Origin of the sequence: Alloalcanivorax dieselolei B5, from assembly GCF_000300005.1 — a bacterium.
In the GTDB taxonomy this organism is placed as follows: domain Bacteria; phylum Pseudomonadota; class Gammaproteobacteria; order Pseudomonadales; family Alcanivoracaceae; genus Alloalcanivorax; species Alloalcanivorax dieselolei.
This window is the reverse complement of record NC_018691.1, coordinates 4,484,914-4,504,422: the sequence shown is the minus strand read 5'-3', so window position 1 is coordinate 4,504,422 and position 19,509 is coordinate 4,484,914. Positions and strand designations below refer to the sequence as shown.

16 protein-coding genes are annotated in these 19,509 nt (G+C 63.9%); 10 read left to right on the top strand and 6 right to left on the bottom strand.

All coding sequences use genetic code 11. The annotated features are described in order from the left end of the window. Window positions 1-77 precede the first annotated feature (77 nt). Entirely contained in the window at window positions 78-1,877 is a 1,800-nt protein-coding gene (locus B5T_RS20170; RefSeq protein ID WP_014996374.1) for an AMP-binding protein, read from the top strand. On the opposite strand, the gene B5T_RS20165 is transcribed toward B5T_RS20170, so the two are convergent. Continuing rightward, window positions 1,874-2,890, bottom strand: coding sequence for a zinc-binding alcohol dehydrogenase family protein (locus B5T_RS20165; RefSeq protein WP_237740374.1), 1,017 nt, complete (start codon window positions 2,888-2,890; stop codon window positions 1,874-1,876). The two genes, B5T_RS20170 and B5T_RS20165, sit on opposite strands and share 4 nt — an antisense overlap. A 138-nt stretch (window positions 2,891-3,028) precedes the next feature. On the opposite strand from B5T_RS20165, the gene B5T_RS20160 reads away from it, so the two are divergent. Continuing rightward, entirely contained in the window at window positions 3,029-4,516 is a 1,488-nt protein-coding gene (locus B5T_RS20160; protein ID WP_014996372.1) for an amidase, read from the top strand. Window positions 4,517-4,916: 400 nt separating this feature from the next. Here B5T_RS20160 and B5T_RS20155 read toward each other — a convergent pair whose 3' ends face one another. Next, entirely contained in the window at window positions 4,917-6,527 is a 1,611-nt protein-coding gene (locus tag B5T_RS20155) for an amidohydrolase family protein (RefSeq protein WP_014996371.1), read from the bottom strand. A 258-nt stretch (window positions 6,528-6,785) separates the two neighbouring features. On the opposite strand from B5T_RS20155, the gene B5T_RS20150 reads away from it, so the two are divergent. From B5T_RS20150 to B5T_RS20135, 4 genes are read left to right on the top strand one after another with little or no spacing between them, the layout of a single operon-like run. After that, window positions 6,786-7,790, top strand: coding sequence for a TRAP transporter substrate-binding protein (locus tag B5T_RS20150; protein WP_014996370.1), 1,005 nt, complete (start codon window positions 6,786-6,788; stop codon window positions 7,788-7,790). Between the two features lie 58 nt (window positions 7,791-7,848). Next, the gene (locus B5T_RS20145; RefSeq protein WP_014996369.1) at window positions 7,849-8,349 is read left to right on the top strand and encodes a TRAP transporter small permease; all 501 of its coding nucleotides are present in this window, start codon (window positions 7,849-7,851) and stop codon (window positions 8,347-8,349) included. Beyond that, window positions 8,342-9,622, top strand: a complete 1,281-nt coding sequence (locus B5T_RS20140; protein WP_014996368.1) for a TRAP transporter large permease — start codon at window positions 8,342-8,344, stop codon at window positions 9,620-9,622. Before B5T_RS20145 ends, B5T_RS20140 begins: the two co-directional genes overlap by 8 nt. 15 nt (window positions 9,623-9,637) lie before the next feature. Continuing rightward, window positions 9,638-10,552 (top strand): amidohydrolase family protein, encoded by a 915-nt coding sequence (locus tag B5T_RS20135; RefSeq protein WP_051015555.1) that lies wholly within the window; start codon window positions 9,638-9,640, stop codon window positions 10,550-10,552. A 57-nt stretch (window positions 10,553-10,609) separates the two neighbouring features. Here B5T_RS20135 and B5T_RS20130 read toward each other — a convergent pair whose 3' ends face one another. Then, the gene (locus B5T_RS20130) at window positions 10,610-11,785 is read right to left on the bottom strand and encodes a saccharopine dehydrogenase family protein (RefSeq protein ID WP_014996366.1); all 1,176 of its coding nucleotides are present in this window, start codon (window positions 11,783-11,785) and stop codon (window positions 10,610-10,612) included. Between the two features lie 126 nt (window positions 11,786-11,911). Here B5T_RS20130 and creB point away from each other — a divergent pair, with 126 nt between their 5' ends. From creB to B5T_RS23315, 4 genes are all read left to right on the top strand, one after another. After that, window positions 11,912-12,586 (top strand): two-component system response regulator CreB, encoded by a 675-nt coding sequence (creB, locus tag B5T_RS20125; protein ID WP_041717156.1) that lies wholly within the window; start codon window positions 11,912-11,914, stop codon window positions 12,584-12,586. Next, complete coding sequence (gene creC / locus B5T_RS20120) at window positions 12,583-13,998, top strand: two-component system sensor histidine kinase CreC (RefSeq protein ID WP_014996364.1); 1,416 nt, start codon at window positions 12,583-12,585, stop codon at window positions 13,996-13,998. The genes creB and creC overlap by 4 nt, the downstream gene beginning before the upstream one ends. Window positions 13,999-14,076: 78 nt before the next feature. Beyond that, window positions 14,077-15,426 (top strand): cell envelope integrity protein CreD, encoded by a 1,350-nt coding sequence (creD, locus tag B5T_RS20115; protein ID WP_014996363.1) that lies wholly within the window; start codon window positions 14,077-14,079, stop codon window positions 15,424-15,426. After that, the gene (locus B5T_RS23315; RefSeq protein WP_148279309.1) at window positions 15,423-15,869 is read left to right on the top strand and encodes a tetratricopeptide repeat protein; all 447 of its coding nucleotides are present in this window, start codon (window positions 15,423-15,425) and stop codon (window positions 15,867-15,869) included. Before creD ends, B5T_RS23315 begins: the two co-directional genes overlap by 4 nt. On the opposite strand, the gene B5T_RS20105 is transcribed toward B5T_RS23315, so the two are convergent. The 3 genes from B5T_RS20105 to B5T_RS20095 all read right to left on the bottom strand — a co-directional run bounded on the left by B5T_RS20105 (window position 15,769) and on the right by B5T_RS20095 (window position 19,465). Continuing rightward, window positions 15,769-17,082 carry an alanine racemase gene (locus B5T_RS20105; RefSeq protein WP_014996362.1) on the bottom strand — a complete coding sequence of 438 codons (1,314 nt, stop codon included), beginning with the start codon at window positions 17,080-17,082 and terminating at the stop codon, window positions 15,769-15,771. The genes B5T_RS23315 and B5T_RS20105 overlap by 101 nt on opposite strands. Beyond that, window positions 17,079-18,452, bottom strand: coding sequence for a D-arabinono-1,4-lactone oxidase (locus B5T_RS20100; protein ID WP_014996361.1), 1,374 nt, complete (start codon window positions 18,450-18,452; stop codon window positions 17,079-17,081). Before B5T_RS20100 ends, B5T_RS20105 begins: the two co-directional genes overlap by 4 nt. Before the next feature lie 86 nt (window positions 18,453-18,538). After that, the gene (locus B5T_RS20095) at window positions 18,539-19,465 is read right to left on the bottom strand and encodes an oxidoreductase (protein WP_014996360.1); all 927 of its coding nucleotides are present in this window, start codon (window positions 19,463-19,465) and stop codon (window positions 18,539-18,541) included. Between the last annotated feature and the right edge of the window lie 44 nt (window positions 19,466-19,509).

Sequence of the window (19,509 nt, the reverse complement as noted above, 5' to 3'; positions counted from 1 at the left end):
AGACGCGGATGCTCGCGTTCCGGTTTGATGGGAATGCGGCATGCGCCAAGGGAGCGTGAAAATAACAGGATGTGATGATGGAACCAGCTATCGCGAACACCAGTAGTGCGGTTCGGGCCTGTCTGGAGCGGGCGCCAACGCCGCTGCGCTTGCTGCGTCAGGCCGCGGCGCGCTATCCGGATCATCCGGCCTTGGTGTATCTGTGCGATGCCGATAGCGGCCAGCCGGTGACGGTCAGCTATGCTCAATTGCTGGCCGAGACCGAAGCAGTGGCCCGTGCCCTGCGTGCCAGCGGGGTTACCCCGGAAGATGGCGTGGCGATGTTTTTGCCTCTGGTGCCGGAAGCGGTATCGGCCTTGATCGCCGCGTGTTCGGTGGGGGTGGCGTTTCCGGTGAATCTGCTGATGTCGGAACAGGCGATCGCCTCCCAACTGGCGCTGGCCCGCTGCAAAGTGGTGATCACCGTGGGATCCCATGCGGAGTCGGATTTGAGCGAACGGGTCAGCGCCGCCGCCGCGAGCCTGCCGCGACCGCCCCATGTGGTGGTCGTGCCGTTGGGGGAAGCAGGGGACGCGACGTTCGACGGGGAGCCCTGGTCGACGTTCGTGGCGAAGGCAGGGAATGCCGTTCTGGCCGCGGACGATGATCCGGAGCGGGTGGCCGCTCTGCTGCACACCGGAGGGACCACTTACGCGCCGAAGCTGGCGGAGCTGACCCTGGGCAATCTGGCCGCCGGCGGCGTGATGACCTGCGCCGGGTGCGGCTACAGTCAGGGCGACCGCCTCCTGAACGGCTTGCCCCTGTTCCATGTGGGCAGTTCGGTGGACGCCGTGCTGGCGATTATCGCCGCCGGTGCCACGCTGGTGCTGCCCACTGCCCTGGGGTTAAAGAATCCGGCGGTGATCCGGCGTTTCTGGTCGATGCTGGACGCGTTGGAGGTGACGCTGGTGGGCGGCGTGCCGGCCACGCTTTCAACCCTGGCCGACGCCCCCCGCCAACAGCAACGATGCGCTTCCCTGAGAGCCTTTCTCACCGGTGGTTCGGCGCTCAATCCGCAACTGGCCCGGCGCCTGGAAACGATCAGCGGCGCCCCGGTGTATCAGCTTTACGGCATGACCGAGTCCGCCGGTATCGTTACCGCCCAGTTCATCGACGGGATGTTCCGGCCGCCGCTGGCCGGACACCCGGTGCCGTTGGTGGAGGTGGCCATCGAGGAGCCGGGCCGGCCGTTCAGGGCGGGCCAGCGTGGCGAGCTGTGGGTGCGGGGCCCCAATGTCTTCGTCGGCTATCGTACCGCCACCGGCACGCAGGATCGGCCGCGCAACGGCTGGATACCGTCCGGGGATTTGGTGGCCGTCACTGATGACGGGCAACTGCGGATTGTCGGCCGCACCAAGGAAGTGATTATCCGCAGTGGCCATAACATTGATCCGCAAATGCTGGAGCAGGTGGCGGAAGAACACCCGGCGGTGCTGGAGGCGGCCGTGGTGGCGATGCCGGATCAGTATGCCGGAGAGCTGCCGGTGCTGTACGTGACACTGCGCGCCGGGACGGATGCGCGCAGTGTCGAAAGCATCGATGCCTTCGTGTGTGATCGTATCGCCGTGCCACAGGCCCGCCCCCGCCATGTGTTCGTATTGCCCTCGATGCCGATGACACCGCTGGGCAAGGTGGCGCGTTATCAATTGCGGCAAAAAGCGGTGAGCTACCGGGCCGGACAACTGATCGCCGAACTGGATACCGGCGCCCGGGTGAGTTGCCCGCAGCCGGACGCCAAATCAATCGTTATCGACTGGTCCTCGTCGGCGGCCGCGGCCATGCATGATCGGGCGCGGGAGCGGCTGGCGGAACTGGGACTGGTGCTGATGTCCGCTTAGTCCTCCCAGCCGGCCAGAACCAGTTTGCCGATGGTCCGGCCATCCTCGATACGGCGGTGCGCCTGCTTCAGGTTGGCGGCGTTGATCGGGCCCAGGGACTCGCCCAGGGTGGTTTGCAGTACACCTTCATCCACCAGTTTGGCGGCCTGGGACAGAATCTCCCCCTGGCGCTCCATGTCCACGCCGAACATGGCCCGGGTAAACATGAATTCCCAGGCGAAGCGGGCGCTTTTGGGTTTCAGCGCGTTCAGATCCAGAGGGCCGCGGGCGTCGACAATGGTAACGATGCCGCCCAGCGGTTTGACCAGTTCGCAGGCTTCGGCCCAATACGGATCCGGCTCCTGGGCCAGCAGAACAGCGTCCACGCCGTCGATACCGAGGGCTTTTACCGGTTCTACCAGCCCCTGGCGGTAATCGATGGTGTGGGCGGCCCCCATGGACTGACACCAGCGGGCGGATTCGTCGCGGCCGGCGGTGGCGATCACCGTCATACCAAAATGGCGGGCGGCCAGTTGAATGCCGATGGAACCGACCCCTCCGGCGCCTCCCACCACCAGCAAGGTCTTGCCCTTGGCGGTGTCCGGGGTCAGACCGAGCTGGTCTTCCAGGGCTTCCCAGACCGTCAGCGTGGTCAGCGGCAACGCGGCGGCTTCCTGCATGCCGAGACTGTCGGGTTTGTGCGCCACCAGTCTTTCATCAACGCATTGGAACTGGGCGTTGCTGCCCTGGCGTTGCATGGCGCCGGCATACCAGACCCGGTCGCCGGGCTTGAAACCCTGAACCTGGTCACCCACCGCCTGCACCCGGCCGGCGGCGTCATAACCGAGCACCCGGAAGCCGGGTTCGGCCAGTGGCCGCTGGCGCACCTTGGTGTCCACGGGGTTCACCGATACCGCTTCCACCGCGATCAGCAGATCGCGGGGACCGGGAACCGGGGTGTCCATCTCGATATCCTGTAACGCGTGCAAGTCTTCAATGGTTCGGGGGCGGTCAAAACCCACTGCTTTCATCATTACCTCCTGAGGACGTATTTGGCGCAAAGGGAGCCCATACCCATCGCCGGATGCCATGTAGGATAAGAGCCCAAACAAGTTCAAGGGCGGTGTGGAGATTGGGGTCGGACTCCATACGATAACCATAAGGATACCATCATGAATTTTGACGAATACCGTAAGTTGGATGGCGTTGCGCTGGCCGGACTGGTGGCTTCGGGGGAAGTCAGCGCGGCGGAATTGCTGGAACTGGCCATCGCCCGGGCGGAACAGGTCAACCCGAAGCTCAACGGCCTGGTCATTCCGCTTTACCAGGAAGGCCGGCGCACGGCGGAGAGACCGCTCTCCGGACCGTTGGCGGGGGTGCCCATGCTGGCCAAGGACCTGTTCCAGGAGATGGCCGGAGCGCCCTGTTATATGGGTAACAAGGCGCTCAAGAGCATGGGCTTCCGCGCTCCCCATGATTCGGAGCTGGTGAAGCGCTGGCGCCAGGCCGGTCTGGTACTGTTCGGGCGCACCAATACGCCGGAGTTTGGCGCCAAGGGGATCACCGAGCCGGATTCGTTCGGTCCCTGCCGCAATCCCTGGAATCCCGATCACACCCCCGGCGGTTCTTCCGGTGGTTCGGCGTCCCTGGTGGCCGCCGGGGTGGTGCCCTTCGCCGGCGCCAATGATGGCGGTGGCAGTATCCGTATTCCGGCGGCCTGTTGTGGCCTGTTCGGGCTCAAGCCCGGCCGTGGCCGCACACCCTGGGGGCCGGATTTCGGTGAAGCCCTGCACGGACTGTCGGTGAATCACGCGGTGACCCGTTCGGTGCGCGATTGCGCGGTACTGCTGGATGCGGTGGCCGGAGACGAACTGGCCAGCCTCTATCCGCTGGCGCCCCCCGCGCGGCCTTACCGGGAGGAGACGGAACGTGACCCGGGGACTTTGCGCATCGCCTTCACCAACCGCTCGCCCATCGGTACAGAAGTGGACCCCGAGGCGGTGAAGGCGGTGGAGAAGACAGCCCTTTTGCTGGAATTCCTCGGCCACCGGGTGGAAGAAGCGGAGCCGGACATCGATGTCATGGCCATGAGCATGGACTGGCTGATGGTCTGGTTCGCCAAGTGCGCCGACAGCGTCAACGAGATGCGCCGGCTCACCGGCGCCGGCGACGACGGCTTCGAATTGGATACCCTGGCGATGGCGGCGTTCGGGCGCAGCCTGAGCGCGCCGGATTATCTGCAGTGCTACCAGCGCTGGCAAACCTACACGCGTCAGTTGATGGCGTTCCTTCAAGGGTATGACTTCTTGATGACGCCGACCCTGGCCATGCCGCCGGCGCGTATCGGGGCCATGGCGACACCGCCCTTGCAGCAGGCGGCGCTGAAACTGGTACTGAAAACCGGTGCGCAAAAACTGCTGATGAAAACCGGACTGGTGGAGCAGATGGCACGGGAAAACCTGAAGTACACGCCGTTCACGCAGTTGGCCAACGTCACCGGCGTGCCGGCCATGTCGGTGCCGCTGCACTGGTGTGACAACGGCCTGCCGCTGGGCGTGCAGTTTGTCGGTGGCCATGGCGACGAAGGCAAGCTGTTGTCCCTGGCGGCACAATTGGAACGGGCCGAACCGTGGTTTGACCGGATACCGCCGGAGTTATAAGCGCTCCTCGGGGTTTGGCGATCTCTCCATCGAGGGCGGCGAAGCCGCGTTAGACCTTTGCGGGAACGCCGTGAATACGTCCATGTAAGCTCCCGGTCGAACGTCCCTGTTCGACAGGGTCCCGCAAAGGCCTAACACAGCTCCGCTTCGAGGTAGCCGGCAAGCGCAGGTGTTCTTCTGGCCGCTGGTATCCCACAATCGCTGTGACGTTAAGTCTCAAGCCTGTTTGGAGACATAAATCCGGAGGTCGCTACGAAGCCGCTGTAGGAGCTTGCCTGCAAGCGAATGGGCCTCCGGGTCTCAAGATTCGCTTGCAGGCAAGCTCCTACAGCGGCTTCGTAGTCCCTTATGTGCCAGCGGTTGATGTCGCTGGCGCCCGGAAGGCCGCCGAGGAGCCCGTTTAAAAACCGTAAAGGCGGGCGGGATTGTCGACCAGAATCTTGCGGATTATGGTCTCGTCGTGTCCGGTCCACTGGAAGAATTCTTCCAGCAGGGTGGTGTCGTCCGGCATCGGCACGGAAATACACACGTGGGGCCAGTCACTGGCCCACAGGATCTGATCGGGATTGGCTTTGATCAGCGCCTTGGCATAGGGCGTGACATCGGAGTAGGGCGTGTCCGGCTGGTTGGTGAAGCGGTAAGCGCCGGATAACTTTACCCACGCCTTGCCGTCCCGGGCCAGACGCAGCAGGTCGCGGAATCCCGGATGCTTCACACCGATGCTGGCCGGCATGTGTCCCATGTGATCGATCACCACCTCCACCGGCAGGTTGGCCACGGTGTCGTAGAGATCGGCGAATTCCGAGATGTCGATCAGCAATTGCAGATGCCAGCCCAACGGCGCCACCTTGCGCGCCAGACTGGCCACATCCGAGACCTCGACACCGCTTTTGTAGATCAGGTTGACGCGCACCCCGCGTACCCCGAGGGCGTCCATTTCCTGCAATTCCTGTTCACTGGTCTGATCACTGATCACCACCACGCCGCGATAGTGGCCGCCGCCTTGACGCAAGGCTTCCAGTGCCACCCGGTTGTCATAACCGTAGACGCTGGGTTGCACGATAACCCCCCGGCTCAGACCCAGCGTGCCCTGCATTTTCCGGTAGTCGTCCAGTGACGCGGGCGGCGGCGTATAGGAGCGATGCGGGGTGAAAGGGTGGTCCGCGGCGTCACCGATGATGTGGAAGTGGCAATCGCAGGCACCGTCGGGAAGCGGTAACGATGGGGCGCTGCAGCTCGATACCGGTGGCGCGCAGGGTGGGGCGTAGGTCTCGCCAAGCGAGGTCATGCGCGTGACCTCCCAGCCTTGCAGACCACGCAGCCCGTTGCGCTCGGCGGAATTGATGATCTGGGTCCAGGCGGCGCGGCGGGCGAGGTCCGGGTCGCCCACGGTGATCGCCTCGAGGATCGACTCGTATTCGGTCAGCACGGTTTCGCGCAGCGCTCCGGAAGTGGCGATGCGCCGTTCGAAAGAAGCGGCCTCAAAGATGTGGGCGGTCAGAAACAGCACGAAGTTCTTGAAGTATTCGTTACCGGTGGCGTCGGCAATGGCGCGTTTGAAAGCCAGGCTGCTCTCGACCATGCCCTGACCGTTGGCAAGGGCGTCGCGTAACGTGGACAGGGCGGCCTGGATCGCCGCAAGCTGGCTGCGGGAACGGCGGCGGGCAGCCATGCCGGCGGCGGAGACTTCGAGATCGAGACGCAACTCATAGAGTTGGCGGAGTTTGGGCAGATGGCTCAGTTCATCGTGGTCGATGCGAAAACTGTTGCGATGGGCCTTGCTGGATACGAAGGCACCCAGGCCCTGATGACTCTCCACCAGACCTTCCGATTTGAGCCGCGCTATCGCCTCCCGGACCACGTTGCGGCCGACACCGAACCGCGCCGTCAGTTGGGACTCACTGGGGATGCGGTCACCGGGCTTGAGGCGGCCGGCGGAAATCTCCGCTTCCAGATGGCGGGAAATCTTCACGGAAAGCTGGCTGCGTCCTGCAGCGGCAGCTTGTTTCATAGGGCTCATCCTGTTCGGTGCAAACGGCGTTGGCTAAACGGCATCGGGGCCGCTGGCGGTAATAGTACCTCTCCGGGGGCTCGCTGCTCCACGTACGGACCGGTTATGACTCGGACCGGGGAGGATTGGCCGGGGGGTGATGACTGACTTTACAGCACTGGTAAAATTATGATCAACTTGTAGGACAAGTTTGGTGGAGCGCTTTTCGCCCCGCCTGTCCCATGCCACAACCCCATCAAAACAAACAGGAAAGCCGTGATGACGCCCTTACTCCGATCCGTCAAAACGTTGATGCCCGCTGCCATTTTGGCGGCGGCCCTGGCCGCGGTGAGCGTGGCTCAGGCCGCCACCGTGATCCGCCTGGGATGGACCACCGCCGACAGCGAAGTGGATCCCTATGCCATCGCCGCCCACTACTTCCAGGAAGAGCTGGAAGCCGCGGCGCCGGGACAGTTCGAGATCAAGTTCTTCCCCAACAACCAGTTGGGTAACGACACGGACATGCTGCAAGGGATGCAATTCGGCACGCTGGATGCCGGCGTTATCACCGGCACCCAGTTAGGCACTCTGGACAAGAGCTTCCAGCTCCTTGACCTGCCGTTTCTGTTCAAGGATCGGGCCCAGGCCCACGAGGTACTGGATGGCGAGGTGGGGCAGGAACTGTTCGCCCGACTGGAGAAACAGGGTCTGATCGGCCTGGGCTTTGCCGAAGCCGGCTTCCGCCATGTCATCAACAATAAGCGGCCGGTGCAGGCACCGGACGATTTGCAGGGCGTGAAGCTGCGCGTGCAGCCGAGCGATCTGTTTATCGCCAGCTTCCGGGCCCTGGGCGCCAATCCGGTTCCCATGGCCTGGAGCGACGCCTACATGGCGGTGCAGCAAGGCACGGTGGACGGCCTCGAGATCCCGCTGGCGGTGATTTACGCCAACAAGTACGCCGACGTGGTGAAGTATCTTTCGCTGACCAACCACACCTATAACGCCTTGCCGCTGCTGATGTCCAAACAGGCGTTCTCCCGTCTGTCGTCCGAGCAGCAGGAGGCGGTGCGTAGCGCCGCGCGGAAAGCCATCGAGCGGCAACGCGCCGAGGTGGCGAAGAACGAGCAGGCGTTGATCGAGAAGATCAAGGCGAAGGGCATGGCGGTTACCGGGATTGCCGATACCGGCGCTTTCCGCGACGAGGTGCGGCCGGTCTATGAAGAATATCGGCCACGCATCGGCGAAGACCTGGTTGATCGCGCCATGGAACTGGTCACGGAATAACGGTGTGGCATAGGGCTCCAACCCGCTCTCGGAGCCTCGTTCCTTAACGGATACCAGCATGTATAGATATCTCGAAGCAGGCAGCAAATACCTTGCCGCCGTGACGGCCGCGCTTGGCGCGGCCAGCGCGTTGATCATGACCCTGGCCCTGCTGGCCGGGGTGTTCTGCCGCTATGTGCTGAACTCTTCCTTGTCCTGGAGTGATGAGATCGCGCTGCTGGCGTTCAGTTGGACAGTGTTTTTGTTCGCCAGCGTACTGACGCGGGAGTTCGGACACGTGCGCGTCTCCATTGTGGTGGACGCCTTACCCGGCCTGCCCAGGCACTTGCTTGAGCGGGGCAGCGTGATACTGATTCTGCTGTTCGGCGGGTTGATGTTGTGGGCCGGCTGGCAATTCACCGCCTTTACCGCGCACCAGGTGTCACCGGCGCTGCGTTATCCCTTGTGGTTGCAAGGTGCGGCGGTGCCGGCGAGTGGCGCCTTGATCGTCTTCCATGCCTTGGTGTTGCTGTTCCGCCCCGGGTCGCTTGGTGAGCACGGAGGCGCCGTCGATGAGTGAGATTGGCGTTGTTCTGATCGTCGGGCTGTTCGTCCTGCTGCTGCTGGGGGTTCCCATCGCCTTTACCCTGGGCCTGCTCACCGCCGTGGGTATCTGGATGGCCGACTACAATCCGATGATCCTGGCCCAGCGCCTGATCGCGGGGAGCACCATCACCAGCCTGCTGGCGATTCCCGGTTTCATTCTGGTGGGGGACCTGATGAGCGCGGGTGGGCTGTCCAAGCGTCTGGTCAGGGTGGCTTCGGTCTGTTTTGGCCACTTAACTGGCGGACTTTCCATGTCCACCGTGGCGGCCGGTACGTTTTTCGGCGCCATTACCGGATCCGCGCCGGCCACCACCGCCGCGGTGGGGTCGGTGATGATCGATGAGCTGGAAAAACGCGGCTATTCACGGGGCTACGGCGCGGCGTTGTCCACTTCCATCGGGCCGCTGGGGCAAATGATCCCGCCCTCCATTCCCATGATCATCTGGGGGGTGCTGGCGGAAGAGTCGATCTCCAAATTGTTCCTGGCGGGTGTCCTGCCCGGTCTGATCGCGGCGGCGGGGTTCTGCGTTGTCAGTTATCTCTATGCCCGGCGCCTGGGTATCACCAGGGAGAAGCGCCCCGGTGTCCGGGAGATCCTGGCGGCGATACGTGAAGGGATATGGGCGTTGTTGGCGCCGGTGGTGATCCTCGGAGGTATTTACGGGAGCGTGTTTACCCCCACCGAGGCGGCCATGGTGGGCGCCTTGTACAGCCTCGTCATTGGCCTGTTCATTTATAAGGATCTGCAATGGAAATCGCTGATCCCGTTGTTCATAAAGTCGATGCGTACCACCACGGTGATCATGTTCATTATCGTGGTGGCCTACGGCTTTGCCTGGATCATCGCCAGTGAGCAGATTCCCTCGCAGGTCACGCAAGTACTGCTGAGCATTACATCGAACCCGTTCCTGATCCTGCTGTTGCTGAACATCATGTTGCTGGTGCTCGGCGCGGTCATGGACACCGTGTCCGCGATGGTCATCCTCAGCGGGGTTCTGACCGCCGTGGGCACCCAGGTGGGGCTGGATCCGGTGCAACTGGGCGCCATGGTGGTGATCAATTTCGCCGTGGGAATGATCACCCCGCCGCTGGGGTACTCCCTGTTCGTCGCCTCCACCATCAGTGGTTTGAGTATCGAGAAAGTGGCCCGCAATCTCTGGCCGTTCTTCCTGGTTCTCATTGGCGTAGTGGCACTGACCGCCTATGTTCCGGCGGTGACGCTTTGGCTTCCGGGCCTGTTGGGCTAGCAAAATAGAGATGGTATGACCGTGAATCAGAAACCGACGTCCGGAATCAGTGAGCCGACGATCCCGGGACCGCACCCGGCGCCAAGCAAGCCCGCAAGCGCCTTGCCCCGGGGAGCGTGTGATACCCACGCCCATCTGTTTGGCCCGCAAAGCCGGTACCCGTATCAGCCCAACCGCAGTTACACACCGCCGGACGCTTCCGAGGAAGCCTATCGGGACTTGTTGCACACCCTGGGTTTTCAGCGCGCGGTGCTGGTGCAGCCCAGTGTGTACGGCACCGATAACCGGCGCATGCTGGACGCCCTGGCCCGCCGGCGCGCTGACGATGATATCCAATGGCGTGGCATCGCCGTGGTGGATAACCGCATCAGCGACGCCGAGCTTGAGCGTATGCATGAGGCCGGGGTGCGCGGCGTGCGCGTCAATCTGGTGTTTCCCGGCGGCCTGACGTTCGCGGACGTTGAACTGCTGTCCCGACGAATCGCCGGGCTGGGATGGCATGTTCAGTTCCTGGTGGACGTGTCGCGGTTCGAACGGCTGGTCGAGCGCCTGGACCGGCTGCCCACCGACAGCGTGGTCGACCACATGGGCCATATTCCCACCCACCGGGGAATCGAGCATCCCGGCTTCCGGGCTCTCCTGGAGTTGCTGCAAGGCGGACGCACCTGGGTGAAGCTCACCGGACCGAACCGCATTACCGCCCTGGAGCGCGCGCCGTTTCACGATGTGGACCCGTTCTTCTCCACGCTGTTGGAGGTGCGGGCGGATCGTTGCCTGTTCGGGACCGACTGGCCTCACGTGCAACTGCCAGGGCCAATCCCGGACGATGGGGATCTGGTCAATGAGTTTCTGCGCCTGGTGCCGGACCTGTCGACAAGAAAACAGGTGCTGACCGACAACCCCGCCCGTCTTTACCAGTTCGACGACTGAGCCGGGAAGTACGGGGCTTTCCTTGATTCCCGTGCTCCCTGGCCGTGCTGTGGGCGGTCAGTCTTCCAGGGCGAAACGCAGTCCGGCGTTCTGTTCCAGGCGGCGGATCAGTTTGTCGCCCATGGCCGGCGCCGTGGTCCAGATGCCGCCGGGGGTGTCGGTGGCGTCCCGCAGCAGACACAGGGCGCTCTCGGTGATCATGCGCGAGGTGGAACCGTAACCGGGATCCTTGTCACCGGAGACACTGGCGGCGAGAGTCTGGCCGTCGGCGGTTTCACCCAGGAACAGCACATCGTAGAAGCCGTTTTCCCGCTCCTCCTTGCCCGGCCCCTCGCCGGGCTTGGGCGCCTTGTCACCGGTCAGGGAACGATCGTTGGCCACCGCCTGGGCGGTGGCCTCGCCTTTGTCGCCGGGGCCGGTGAGGATCATCTCATCGTAGACGAAGTCCTCGCCGTAGGGGTGACCGAGCAGGAAGTTGGAGCGGTGCACGTTGCGGGTATTAATGGCCGCCATGATGAAAGGCGCCACCCAACTGCCGAGGGTTTGGTCATACTCGATCTCGGCGGCTGGTGGCTGCTTCGGGCCTTCGAAACCCGGGGTCAGGGCGAATGGATTCACCAGCAGCTTACGGACTTCCGCGTCCCGCGCCGAGGCCAGGGTGGCTTGCAGGCTGGCGGCGGTGCCGCCGGAGAACGTGCCCTTCATCCGCCGTACCCGTCCCTTGATGCGGGGCAGCGGCGCGCCCAGTCTGGCCCGCGCCTGTTCTTGCAGGAACCAGACGCCAAGGTCGAAAGGGATGGAGTCGAAGCCGCAGGAGAAAACGATGCGGGCGCCGCTGCTTTGCGCCTGTTCCTGGTATTTGTCGACCATGTGACGCATCCACGCCACTTCGCCGCACAGATCCACATAGTCGGTGCCGGCGCCGGCACAGGCGGCCACCAGAGGCTCGCCGTAGAGCTGATAAGGGCCGACGGTGGTCAATACCAGCCGGGTCCGCCGCGCCAGGGCGCGCAGACTGTCGGCGTCGGTGACGTCGGCCTTGAGGATCGCCACGCCGGGATCAATGCCGAGTTCGTCGCGTACCTGTTCCAGCTTGCTTTCGTTGCGACCGGCCAGGGCCCAGCGCAGCCCGCCGTCGGTGCCATAGCGCTGCTGTACATACTCCGCCACCAGGCGGCCAGTGAAGCCGCTGGCGCCGAATACAATCAGATCAAACTCCCGTGCCTCGCTCATGATTCTTCCCTTCCTGTTGTTTGTTGGCAGGCGCTCGGCCCTCGCGAGCCCCAACGGTAAGCCGTCAGCGGCGCTCAGGGCAACCGGTAGGGTATGATGGGCGCGATCCAGAGAAGGGGGTGCCCGGTGACGGAACACATTTTGATTGTCGATGATGAGCCTCGGGTGGCGGAGCCACTGATCTTCGCTTTGCAGCGGGAGCACTTTCAGGTCACCCATGTGGAACGTGGTGAACAGGCCTTGGCGCGGTTGGACGGCGACAGCCCGGCGCTGGTGGTGCTGGATGTGGGGCTGCCGGATCTCAATGGCTTCGAGGTTCTCAAACAATTACGCCGTTCCAGCGAAGTGCCGGTGTTGTTCCTCACCGCCCGCCAGGATGAGGTGGATCGCATTCTCGGTCTGGAACTGGGTGGTGACGACTACGTCACCAAGCCTTTCAGTCCGCGCGAAGTGGTGGCGCGCATCCGTGCCATTCTCAAACGCCTGGATAAAGGCGCGCCGGCGCCCGTGGCGCAGGGAAGGGAATGGCGGGTGGACGAGCAGGCGGCGAAAGCCTGGTTTCGGGATCAGGCGCTGTCTCTGACCCGCTCCGAGTATTTGATTCTCGAGGCGCTGGTGAAACATCCGGGCCAGGTGTACAGCCGGGCCCGGCTGCTGGATATCTGTGGCAGTGACGAGGACAGTTTCGAGCGGGCCGTGGATACTCATATCAAAACGCTGCGCGCCAAGCTGCGGCCGCTGGGCGGGGACGCCTGGATCGTCACCCGGCGCGGTCTCGGCTACGTGCTGGAGCGGCCATGAAACTCAGCGGTCAGTTCCTGCTGATCTTCTTCCTGATCATGGGGCTGGTGAGCTGGTTCACCATGGACCTGGTGCTGGATGAGGCCCAGCCGCTGGTGCGCCAGTCGGCGGAGGAAACCCTGGTGGATGCCGCCAATCTGCTGGCGGAGGTGATCGCCATGGACACCCGGGGAGACGAGTTGGTGGTCACCCCGGCACTGCGCTCGGCACTGAGGCGTTACGCCCAGCGGCTGCCGGGCGCCAACATCTGGGGATTGAGCAAGAATCGCATCGATACCCACATCTACATCACCAGTGCCGATGGCATCGTTTTGTTCGATTCGCGCGGCGAGAACGAAGGCAAGGATTTTTCCCGCTGGAACGATGTGCACCTGACCTTGCAGGGCAAATACGGCGCCCGCACCACCCGCACCGACCCCAATGACCCGGCGTCCTCGGTGTTGTACGTGGCGGCGCCGGTGCGCCACCAGGGCACGCTGATTGGCGTGGTGACCCTGGGCAAGCCGGGGGCCGCCATCGAACCGTTCATCGAACAGGCGGAACAGCGCCTGATCCGCTACGGCTGGCAGGCGCTGGTCGCCTGTCTGTTGCTGGGCATCGGTCTGGCCTGGTGGATCAGCCACCGGGTCGGACGGCTGCGCGGCTATGCCCTGGCGGTGGCCGATGGGCGCAGGCCGTCGCCGCCGCGCTTCCGCGTTCATGATGAGATCCGCGAACTGGCCGATGCCGTCACCGCCATGCGCCGCCGTCTGGAGGAACGGGCGCGGCTGGAAAATCACATCACCATGCTGACCCACGAAATGAAGAGTCCGCTGGCGGCCATCCGGGGGGCCGGGGAGATTCTGGCCGAGGAGGTGAGCGAGCCCGCCCTGAGCCGACTGACCGGTAATGTGGTGCACGAGAGCCAGCGGCTCAGCGATCTGCTGGATCGCATGCTGGCGCTGGCGCGGCTGGAAAAACTGGAGAGTCTGCCGCCCCGGGAACCGCAGCGGTTGGCGGCGTTGCTGGCGGAGTGGCAGCTCAGCCGCCAGGTGCTGCTGGATGAGAAACGGCTGAGTGTGGCGTTGAGTGGCGAACCGGTATTGCGGGTGGAACCGGATACTACCCGTCTGGCCCTGTTCAATCTGCTGGACAATGCCCTGCGGTTCGCCGAACCGGGTTCCACCATCGACGTCGACGGTTGGCGGGAAGGGGGCCAGCAGGGCATCGACGTCAGCAACCGGGGGCCATGTATTCCGGACTACGCGCTGGCCCGGGTCACCGAGCGATTTTACTCTCTGCCGGCGCCGGGAGAGGAAAAAAGCTCCGGGCTCGGACTGGCCATGGTGGAGGAAATCGGTGAGCTGCATGGCGGCTGGTTGCGGGTGGAAAACCTGGATCTGGGCGTACGGGTGCGGTTGTGCCTGGGGTAGCGTCCCATCCTCACAAAACCCCCACACTCCTCTCAAACAGCGCGGGCAAGCTGGGCACTCCAAAGAGGGGAGTGACCCATGGCTTCTTACAGTCCACTGAAGAAAATCCTGATGATTTGCGGCCTGATGCTGGTGTTGGTCGGTCCGCTGTTGATGATTCAGATAAAGATCGATGAGCGCCAGAACCGCGCACTGCTGGTGAGCCACGAAATCAGCAACCAATTCGCCAAGGAACAGACGTTGTCCGGGCCGCTGCTGATGGTGCCGCGCGTGCGCGAGTACTGGGCGACGGAGAGCACCCGCGATGCCACCGAGGAAGAAGCGGCGAGCCCGCGCCGCAAGCTGCGCCGTGACCTGGATCGTTATCTGCCGAATACCCTGGACATCGAAGGTAATCTGCAAAGCCGCATGCTGTACCGTGGCATTTACGGTACACCGGTGTATCAAAGCGTGATTGAACTGGAGGCGCATTTCCCGGCGGAATGGCTGCAGGCCGCCAAAGCGGATGCGTCCATAGTGTCGTCCGGCACGCCGCTGCTGGTGTTCCGGGTTGGCGACCTGCGCGGCCTGGTGGAGCGGCCGGTGTTGCGTATCGGCGAGCGTACGTTGCCGTTGGTGGAGCCAGCGTCGATGCCCTCCGTTCTGCAGGGCGGCGGTGTGGTGGCGGCGCCTTTGCCGGAGGATCTGTCCGGCCCCTTCACGGTCCGTTTGCGTTTGAACCTGAACGGCAGCACCAGCCTGGCGGCGTTGCCGATGGCCAAGGAAACCCGCATGACCCTGCGTGGTGACTGGCCGCATCCGAGCTTCTCCGGACTGATGCTGCCGGCGGAACGGGAGGTCAGCGAGGACGGTTTCATCGGTCGCTGGCAGACCAACAGCCTGGCGGCTTCCAGCGCCATCGACTGCCTGCAAAGCGACGGGCGTTGTAGGAATGACAGCCAGTTCTTGCGCGTCGATCTGGTGCAGCCGGTCACCGGTCTGCTTTCCAGTGAGCGGGCCTTGAAGTACAGCTTTCTGATCGTCGGGCTGACGTTCGCCGCCTTCTTCCTGTTCGAGGTGATGCGCCGGGTGGCCATGCACCCGATGCAGTATTTGCTGGTGGGACTGGCGCTGGCGATGTTTTACCTGCTGCTGGTGGCACTGGGCGAGCACGTGGACTTTGTCTGGGCCTATGTATCGGGCGCGGTGGCCTGCGTTGGGTTGATCGGGGTGTACCTGAGCGCGGTGTTGAAGTCGAAACTGGCGGGTTGGGGATTCGCTTCGGCGCAGTTGATCGTGCTGGGGTTGTTGTTCGCCATCCTGCTGGCCGAGGACTACGCGTTGCTGATGGGCTCGTTGTTGCTGTTCGCGGCGCTGGCGGCGGTGATGATTCTGACTCGCCGGGTCGATTGGCATGGGCTGGCTCAACGGGGAGGGGCGTCCTCATGAGCGTGCGCTGCGAACACGCGCTGCGCCTGCGCGGCCTGATCGATGGCGGGGTCTGGCAACAGGCCGAGGAAGAGCTGCAAGGGTTGCGGCAGCGTTACCCGGAAAACGCGGCCCTGTGCAGTATCGAGGGCATCTATTGGGCACGGTGCGGGGACTGGCCCCGCGCTCTGTGCCGCTTCCAACGCGCGTTGGTATGGAACCGGGATGATGCCAACACCGTGTTCAATCTGGGCGTGACCTGGTGCCAATTGGGGGCGCCGCTCAGAGGACGGTTGCTGATGGACTATGCGGACCAGATGAAGGCCAATCAAATGCCGGCCGATCAGCTGCTGCCCGCCGCGCTTACGTGGCGTCTGCCGCGCCCGTCCTTGCCGCAACCGGGGCGGTTTCCGGCTGTTGCGGGAAGGGCGGCCACCAGGCGTGTACCCGGCCTTGTTCGATAACCGCCAGGTCACCGAATTGCAGCAATACGAACTCGCTCTGGGTAGGACGGAAAAAGATCTGGTCGTCCTCGCGCAGGGCGGTGGCGGGCGCGCCGTTGAACATCATCTGATTGGTGCTGATGCCATACACCGGATTGGCGCGGATGCCTGGCGGGGAGGCGGGCTCGGCTTTCCAGGCGCCGCCGTAGATGAAATAGGTTTGGCGACGGTTCGGGTCCCACCAGGACCAGATTTCGCCGAGGGGCAGCGGTCCCGGCAGATGCAGCCCTGGTAGCCGTTTCAGAACCGGAGCGGCGATGAAGGCGGCGGGCTGGAAATCCGTCAGGGTATCCAGGTCGAAGTCGGTGGGCTTGAGCAGACAGGAGCCGGCGGCCAGTTCATTGAGGGGCGTGTCGTCACCATGCAGACGCAGCGTCGGGCTGCCGGCGCCGTTGAAGGTCAGCGCTTGTTCCCGGTAGGCCGGTTCCAACTGATACAGACGCTCGATGAAAGCACGATAGCGGTCCTGGGATTTGCGCAAACTGGTGTCGCGGTCCTCGATCCAGCCGGGCAGTTTGCCCACCTGAGCGTCGTAACCCATGAAGCCGCTGAAGGCCAGGTGTTCGGGATGGGCGTGGATCAACGCCAGCAACTCGTCCAGTTGTTCGGCTCCGGTGAGGCCGCCACGATGCAGCCCCACGTCGATTTCCACATTGATCAGCAGCCGCCGGTTCAGGCGCCGGGCCAGGGCGAGGTACTGTTGGAGGCGCTCGCTACCGTCGATCAGCCATTGCAGTTGCCGGTCCGGATCAAAGCCGTTTGCGGGCAACGCCTGGTAAAACAGCGCGGCGGCGCTCACGGGCATTGGCTTGCCCAGCAGCAGATCGCAGTCCGGCTCCGCCGTCGCCATGGCATTGATGAAGGGCTGGTGAAAGACCATGACCCGCCGGGTGTGGGTCAGAGCCATCACCTGGCGCACCAGCGGCACGCTGGGCAGGGACTTGGCGACGATGCGGTAGTGACGGCCCGCCGGTAGTCCGGCCACCAGCTGCGCGCAGTTGGCGGCCAGCCGTTCCTGGTCAATCAACAGCAGCGGCCGCCCCGGGCCTTCGCGCAGGGTATCGTTGAGCGTCTGAAAGTAGGGCGCATGGGGGTGGCCCTGATCACCGGGCTTGAGCCACCAGGCCAGCGCCGCGCCGCCGGCCAGGGCCAGCAGAAAATGACGTCGTTTCATCGGCGGCCCCCGGTTTCAATGCCCAATACCCGGCGCAGATAAGGATTGAGCATCCTGCCTTCGGGGTCGAACTCACGACGCAACGCCAGGAAATCGTCGAAGCGCGGATAAAGGGGGCGCAGGCGGGTCGCGTCGAGGCTGTGCAACTTGCCCCAGTGGGGCCGTCCTGCGAAGCGCTGAAAGATCGGCTCCACCGCGTCGAACAGCGGCCGGTAGTCCTGTTTGTAGTATTGGTGCACGGAAATACTGGCGCCGGCGCGTTCGCTGAACATGGACAGCAGGGTGTCGTCGGCGGCGGTGTAGCGGTATTCGATCGGAAAGAACACGTTGATGTCCTGATCGCGGATCCGCTCACAGACCTCGCGCAGGCAGTCCAGGCCATCATCGGCGGGCACCGTGTATTCCATTTCGTTGAAGCGGACGGTGCGACGGTTGGCGTAGATTTGATGGGCCGGTCCTTGACGGACTTCGTCGCTGACGAACAGCGTCACCAGCTTCTGCAGGGTGCTGGTAAGCCAGGGGGCGCGCAGGCTCAGTTCACAGACCATTTCCAGCAAGTCATTGCTGTCGTCCTGGATCAGCGGCTGGTCTTCCTGATCGGTCAGCTCCATGGTTTTGACGATGGCGGTGCGACCGAGCGGAAAGGCGAAAAACTCAATATTGCGATAGCGGTCCCGGTTGGCGCCGACGAAGTCGATGGCGTCGTCCAGTGGCAGGGTCCAGGTGTGTTCTCGCAGACGGTAGGCCGGGTCGCCGCGCAACGTCACCTGGGTCATCACCCCGAGGGCGCCGAGACCGCAGCAGGCGGCCTGAAAAGCGTCGCCGTCACCGGTGGTCAGGGACACCGCTTCGCCATCCGGGCGCACGACCCTCAGTGCTCCTACCTGGGCGCTGAGGCAGGGCAGAGTGATGCCGGTGCCGTGGGTGCCGGTGGCGATGGCGCCAGCCAGGGACTGCAGGTTGATATCCGGCTCGTTGCGGAGGCTGTGGCCGACCTGCCAGGCCTGGGCGGACGCCGCGCCCAGCCGGGTGCCGGCGCCGAAGGTCAGATTGCCGCTGTCGTCCTGACCGCGCAGGCCGTTAAGGGCTTCCAGGGACAGCAGGGTGTCATCGGTGGGAACAATGGGGCTGAAGGAGTGGCTGCCGCCGAACGCTCGCACGGTGCCGCTGCTTTGGCGCAACAGATCGGCCAGCTGATTTTCGGCGGCGGGATAGAGAAGTTGCTTTGGCGTGACGCTCTGGTTGCCGGACCAGTTGTTCCAGGATGGGGGCTGTCCGGCGCGGCCGCGGGCGGATAACGGCAGGATGGCGGCGCCGGTGGTGACGAGCAAGGCCTTCAGCAGGGCGCGCCGCGGCAGTGTTGGCAACATGTTGGATCCTTGATTTTCTTTTTATGGCACCAACGTACCACAAAAAGAAAAAAGGAAGCCAGTAACAGGAGATCGTGGCGGGGTGATCAGGGATAGTGGACGCCGGTAAGCGCTTCGGATTGCTCCCACAGGCGCGCCGCGTCGTCGGCGTCACGGGCGCGGCGGCTGGGGTGCACCAGCGTCGGCGGGCCCACCGCTTCCTTAAGGTAGGCGGGGCCGTAATAACCGCCGCCCTGCACCTGCGGGCTAGTGGCGGCATAGAGGGTGGGCGCGGCGCCGCGGGCGGCGTTCTGGGTGAAGAAGGGCCACAGCCAGCGGGCGATATAGCCCACCCCGAACGGGCTTTCCCGGGCAACACCGGATTCCGCCAGATTGGTATTGGCGAAGCCCGGGTGGCAGGCCAGGGAGAGCGTCGAGGCCTCCGCCGCGCGCAGTCGTCTTTCCAGTTCCAGGGAGAACAACAGATTGGCCAGCTTGGCTTGAGCATAAGCTCGCTGCCGGCCATAGCGGCCCTCCAGTTGCAGGTTATCCAGATGCAGCCGGCCGGCTTTGTGGGCCAGGCTGCTGACAGTGACGATGCGGGAATCCGGCACGTCGCGCAGCGCCGGCAACAGCAGACCGGTCAAGGCGAAGTGGCCGAGGTGATTGACGCCGAACTGGCGCTCGAAGCCATCCTCGGTACGGCCTTGGCGCAGCCACATGACACCGGCATTGTTGATCAGCAAATCCAGCCGTGGATAGCGCTCGCGCAGCGTATCTGCGGCGCGTCGCACGCTGTTCAGGCTGGCCAGATCCAGTTCCACGATCTGTATTTCGCCGCGCCCGCCGGTCTTTTCATGGATGCGTTCCCGGGCGGCCTCCGCCTTGGCCAGGTCGCGGCACGCCAGAACCACCCGGGCGCCCTTGTCGGCCAGTGCCAGGGCGGTCTCGAAGCCGATACCGCTGTTGGCGCCGGTCACCACGGCGGTGCGGGATTGTTGGTCCGGAATGTCTTGCGGGCTCCAGCTCATCATCGCGTCCTCGTCGGTACCGGGCGGTTTGTGGCACAGCCCGCCGG

Coding starts and splice junctions, on each gene's coding strand:
- B5T_RS20105 (WP_014996362.1), bottom strand. CDS start 17,082: ATGAAACGACGTCATTTTCTGCTGGCCCTGGCCGGCGGCGCGGCGCTG.
- B5T_RS20155 (WP_014996371.1), bottom strand. CDS start 6,527: ATGAAACAAGCTGCCGCTGCAGGACGCAGCCAGCTTTCCGTGAAGATT.
- creD (WP_014996363.1), top strand. CDS start 14,077: ATGGCTTCTTACAGTCCACTGAAGAAAATCCTGATGATTTGCGGCCTG.
- B5T_RS20140 (WP_014996368.1), top strand. CDS start 8,342: ATGAGTGAGATTGGCGTTGTTCTGATCGTCGGGCTGTTCGTCCTGCTG.
- B5T_RS20150 (WP_014996370.1), top strand. CDS start 6,786: ATGACGCCCTTACTCCGATCCGTCAAAACGTTGATGCCCGCTGCCATT.
- B5T_RS23315 (WP_148279309.1), top strand. CDS start 15,423: ATGAGCGTGCGCTGCGAACACGCGCTGCGCCTGCGCGGCCTGATCGAT.
- B5T_RS20095 (WP_014996360.1), bottom strand. CDS start 19,465: ATGATGAGCTGGAGCCCGCAAGACATTCCGGACCAACAATCCCGCACC.
- B5T_RS20170 (WP_014996374.1), top strand. CDS start 78: ATGGAACCAGCTATCGCGAACACCAGTAGTGCGGTTCGGGCCTGTCTG.
- B5T_RS20145 (WP_014996369.1), top strand. CDS start 7,849: ATGTATAGATATCTCGAAGCAGGCAGCAAATACCTTGCCGCCGTGACG.
- creC (WP_014996364.1), top strand. CDS start 12,583: ATGAAACTCAGCGGTCAGTTCCTGCTGATCTTCTTCCTGATCATGGGG.
- B5T_RS20100 (WP_014996361.1), bottom strand. CDS start 18,452: ATGTTGCCAACACTGCCGCGGCGCGCCCTGCTGAAGGCCTTGCTCGTC.
- B5T_RS20130 (WP_014996366.1), bottom strand. CDS start 11,785: ATGAGCGAGGCACGGGAGTTTGATCTGATTGTATTCGGCGCCAGCGGC.
- B5T_RS20165 (WP_237740374.1), bottom strand. CDS start 2,890: ATGATGAAAGCAGTGGGTTTTGACCGCCCCCGAACCATTGAAGACTTG.
- B5T_RS20135 (WP_051015555.1), top strand. CDS start 9,638: ATGACCGTGAATCAGAAACCGACGTCCGGAATCAGTGAGCCGACGATC.
- B5T_RS20160 (WP_014996372.1), top strand. CDS start 3,029: ATGAATTTTGACGAATACCGTAAGTTGGATGGCGTTGCGCTGGCCGGA.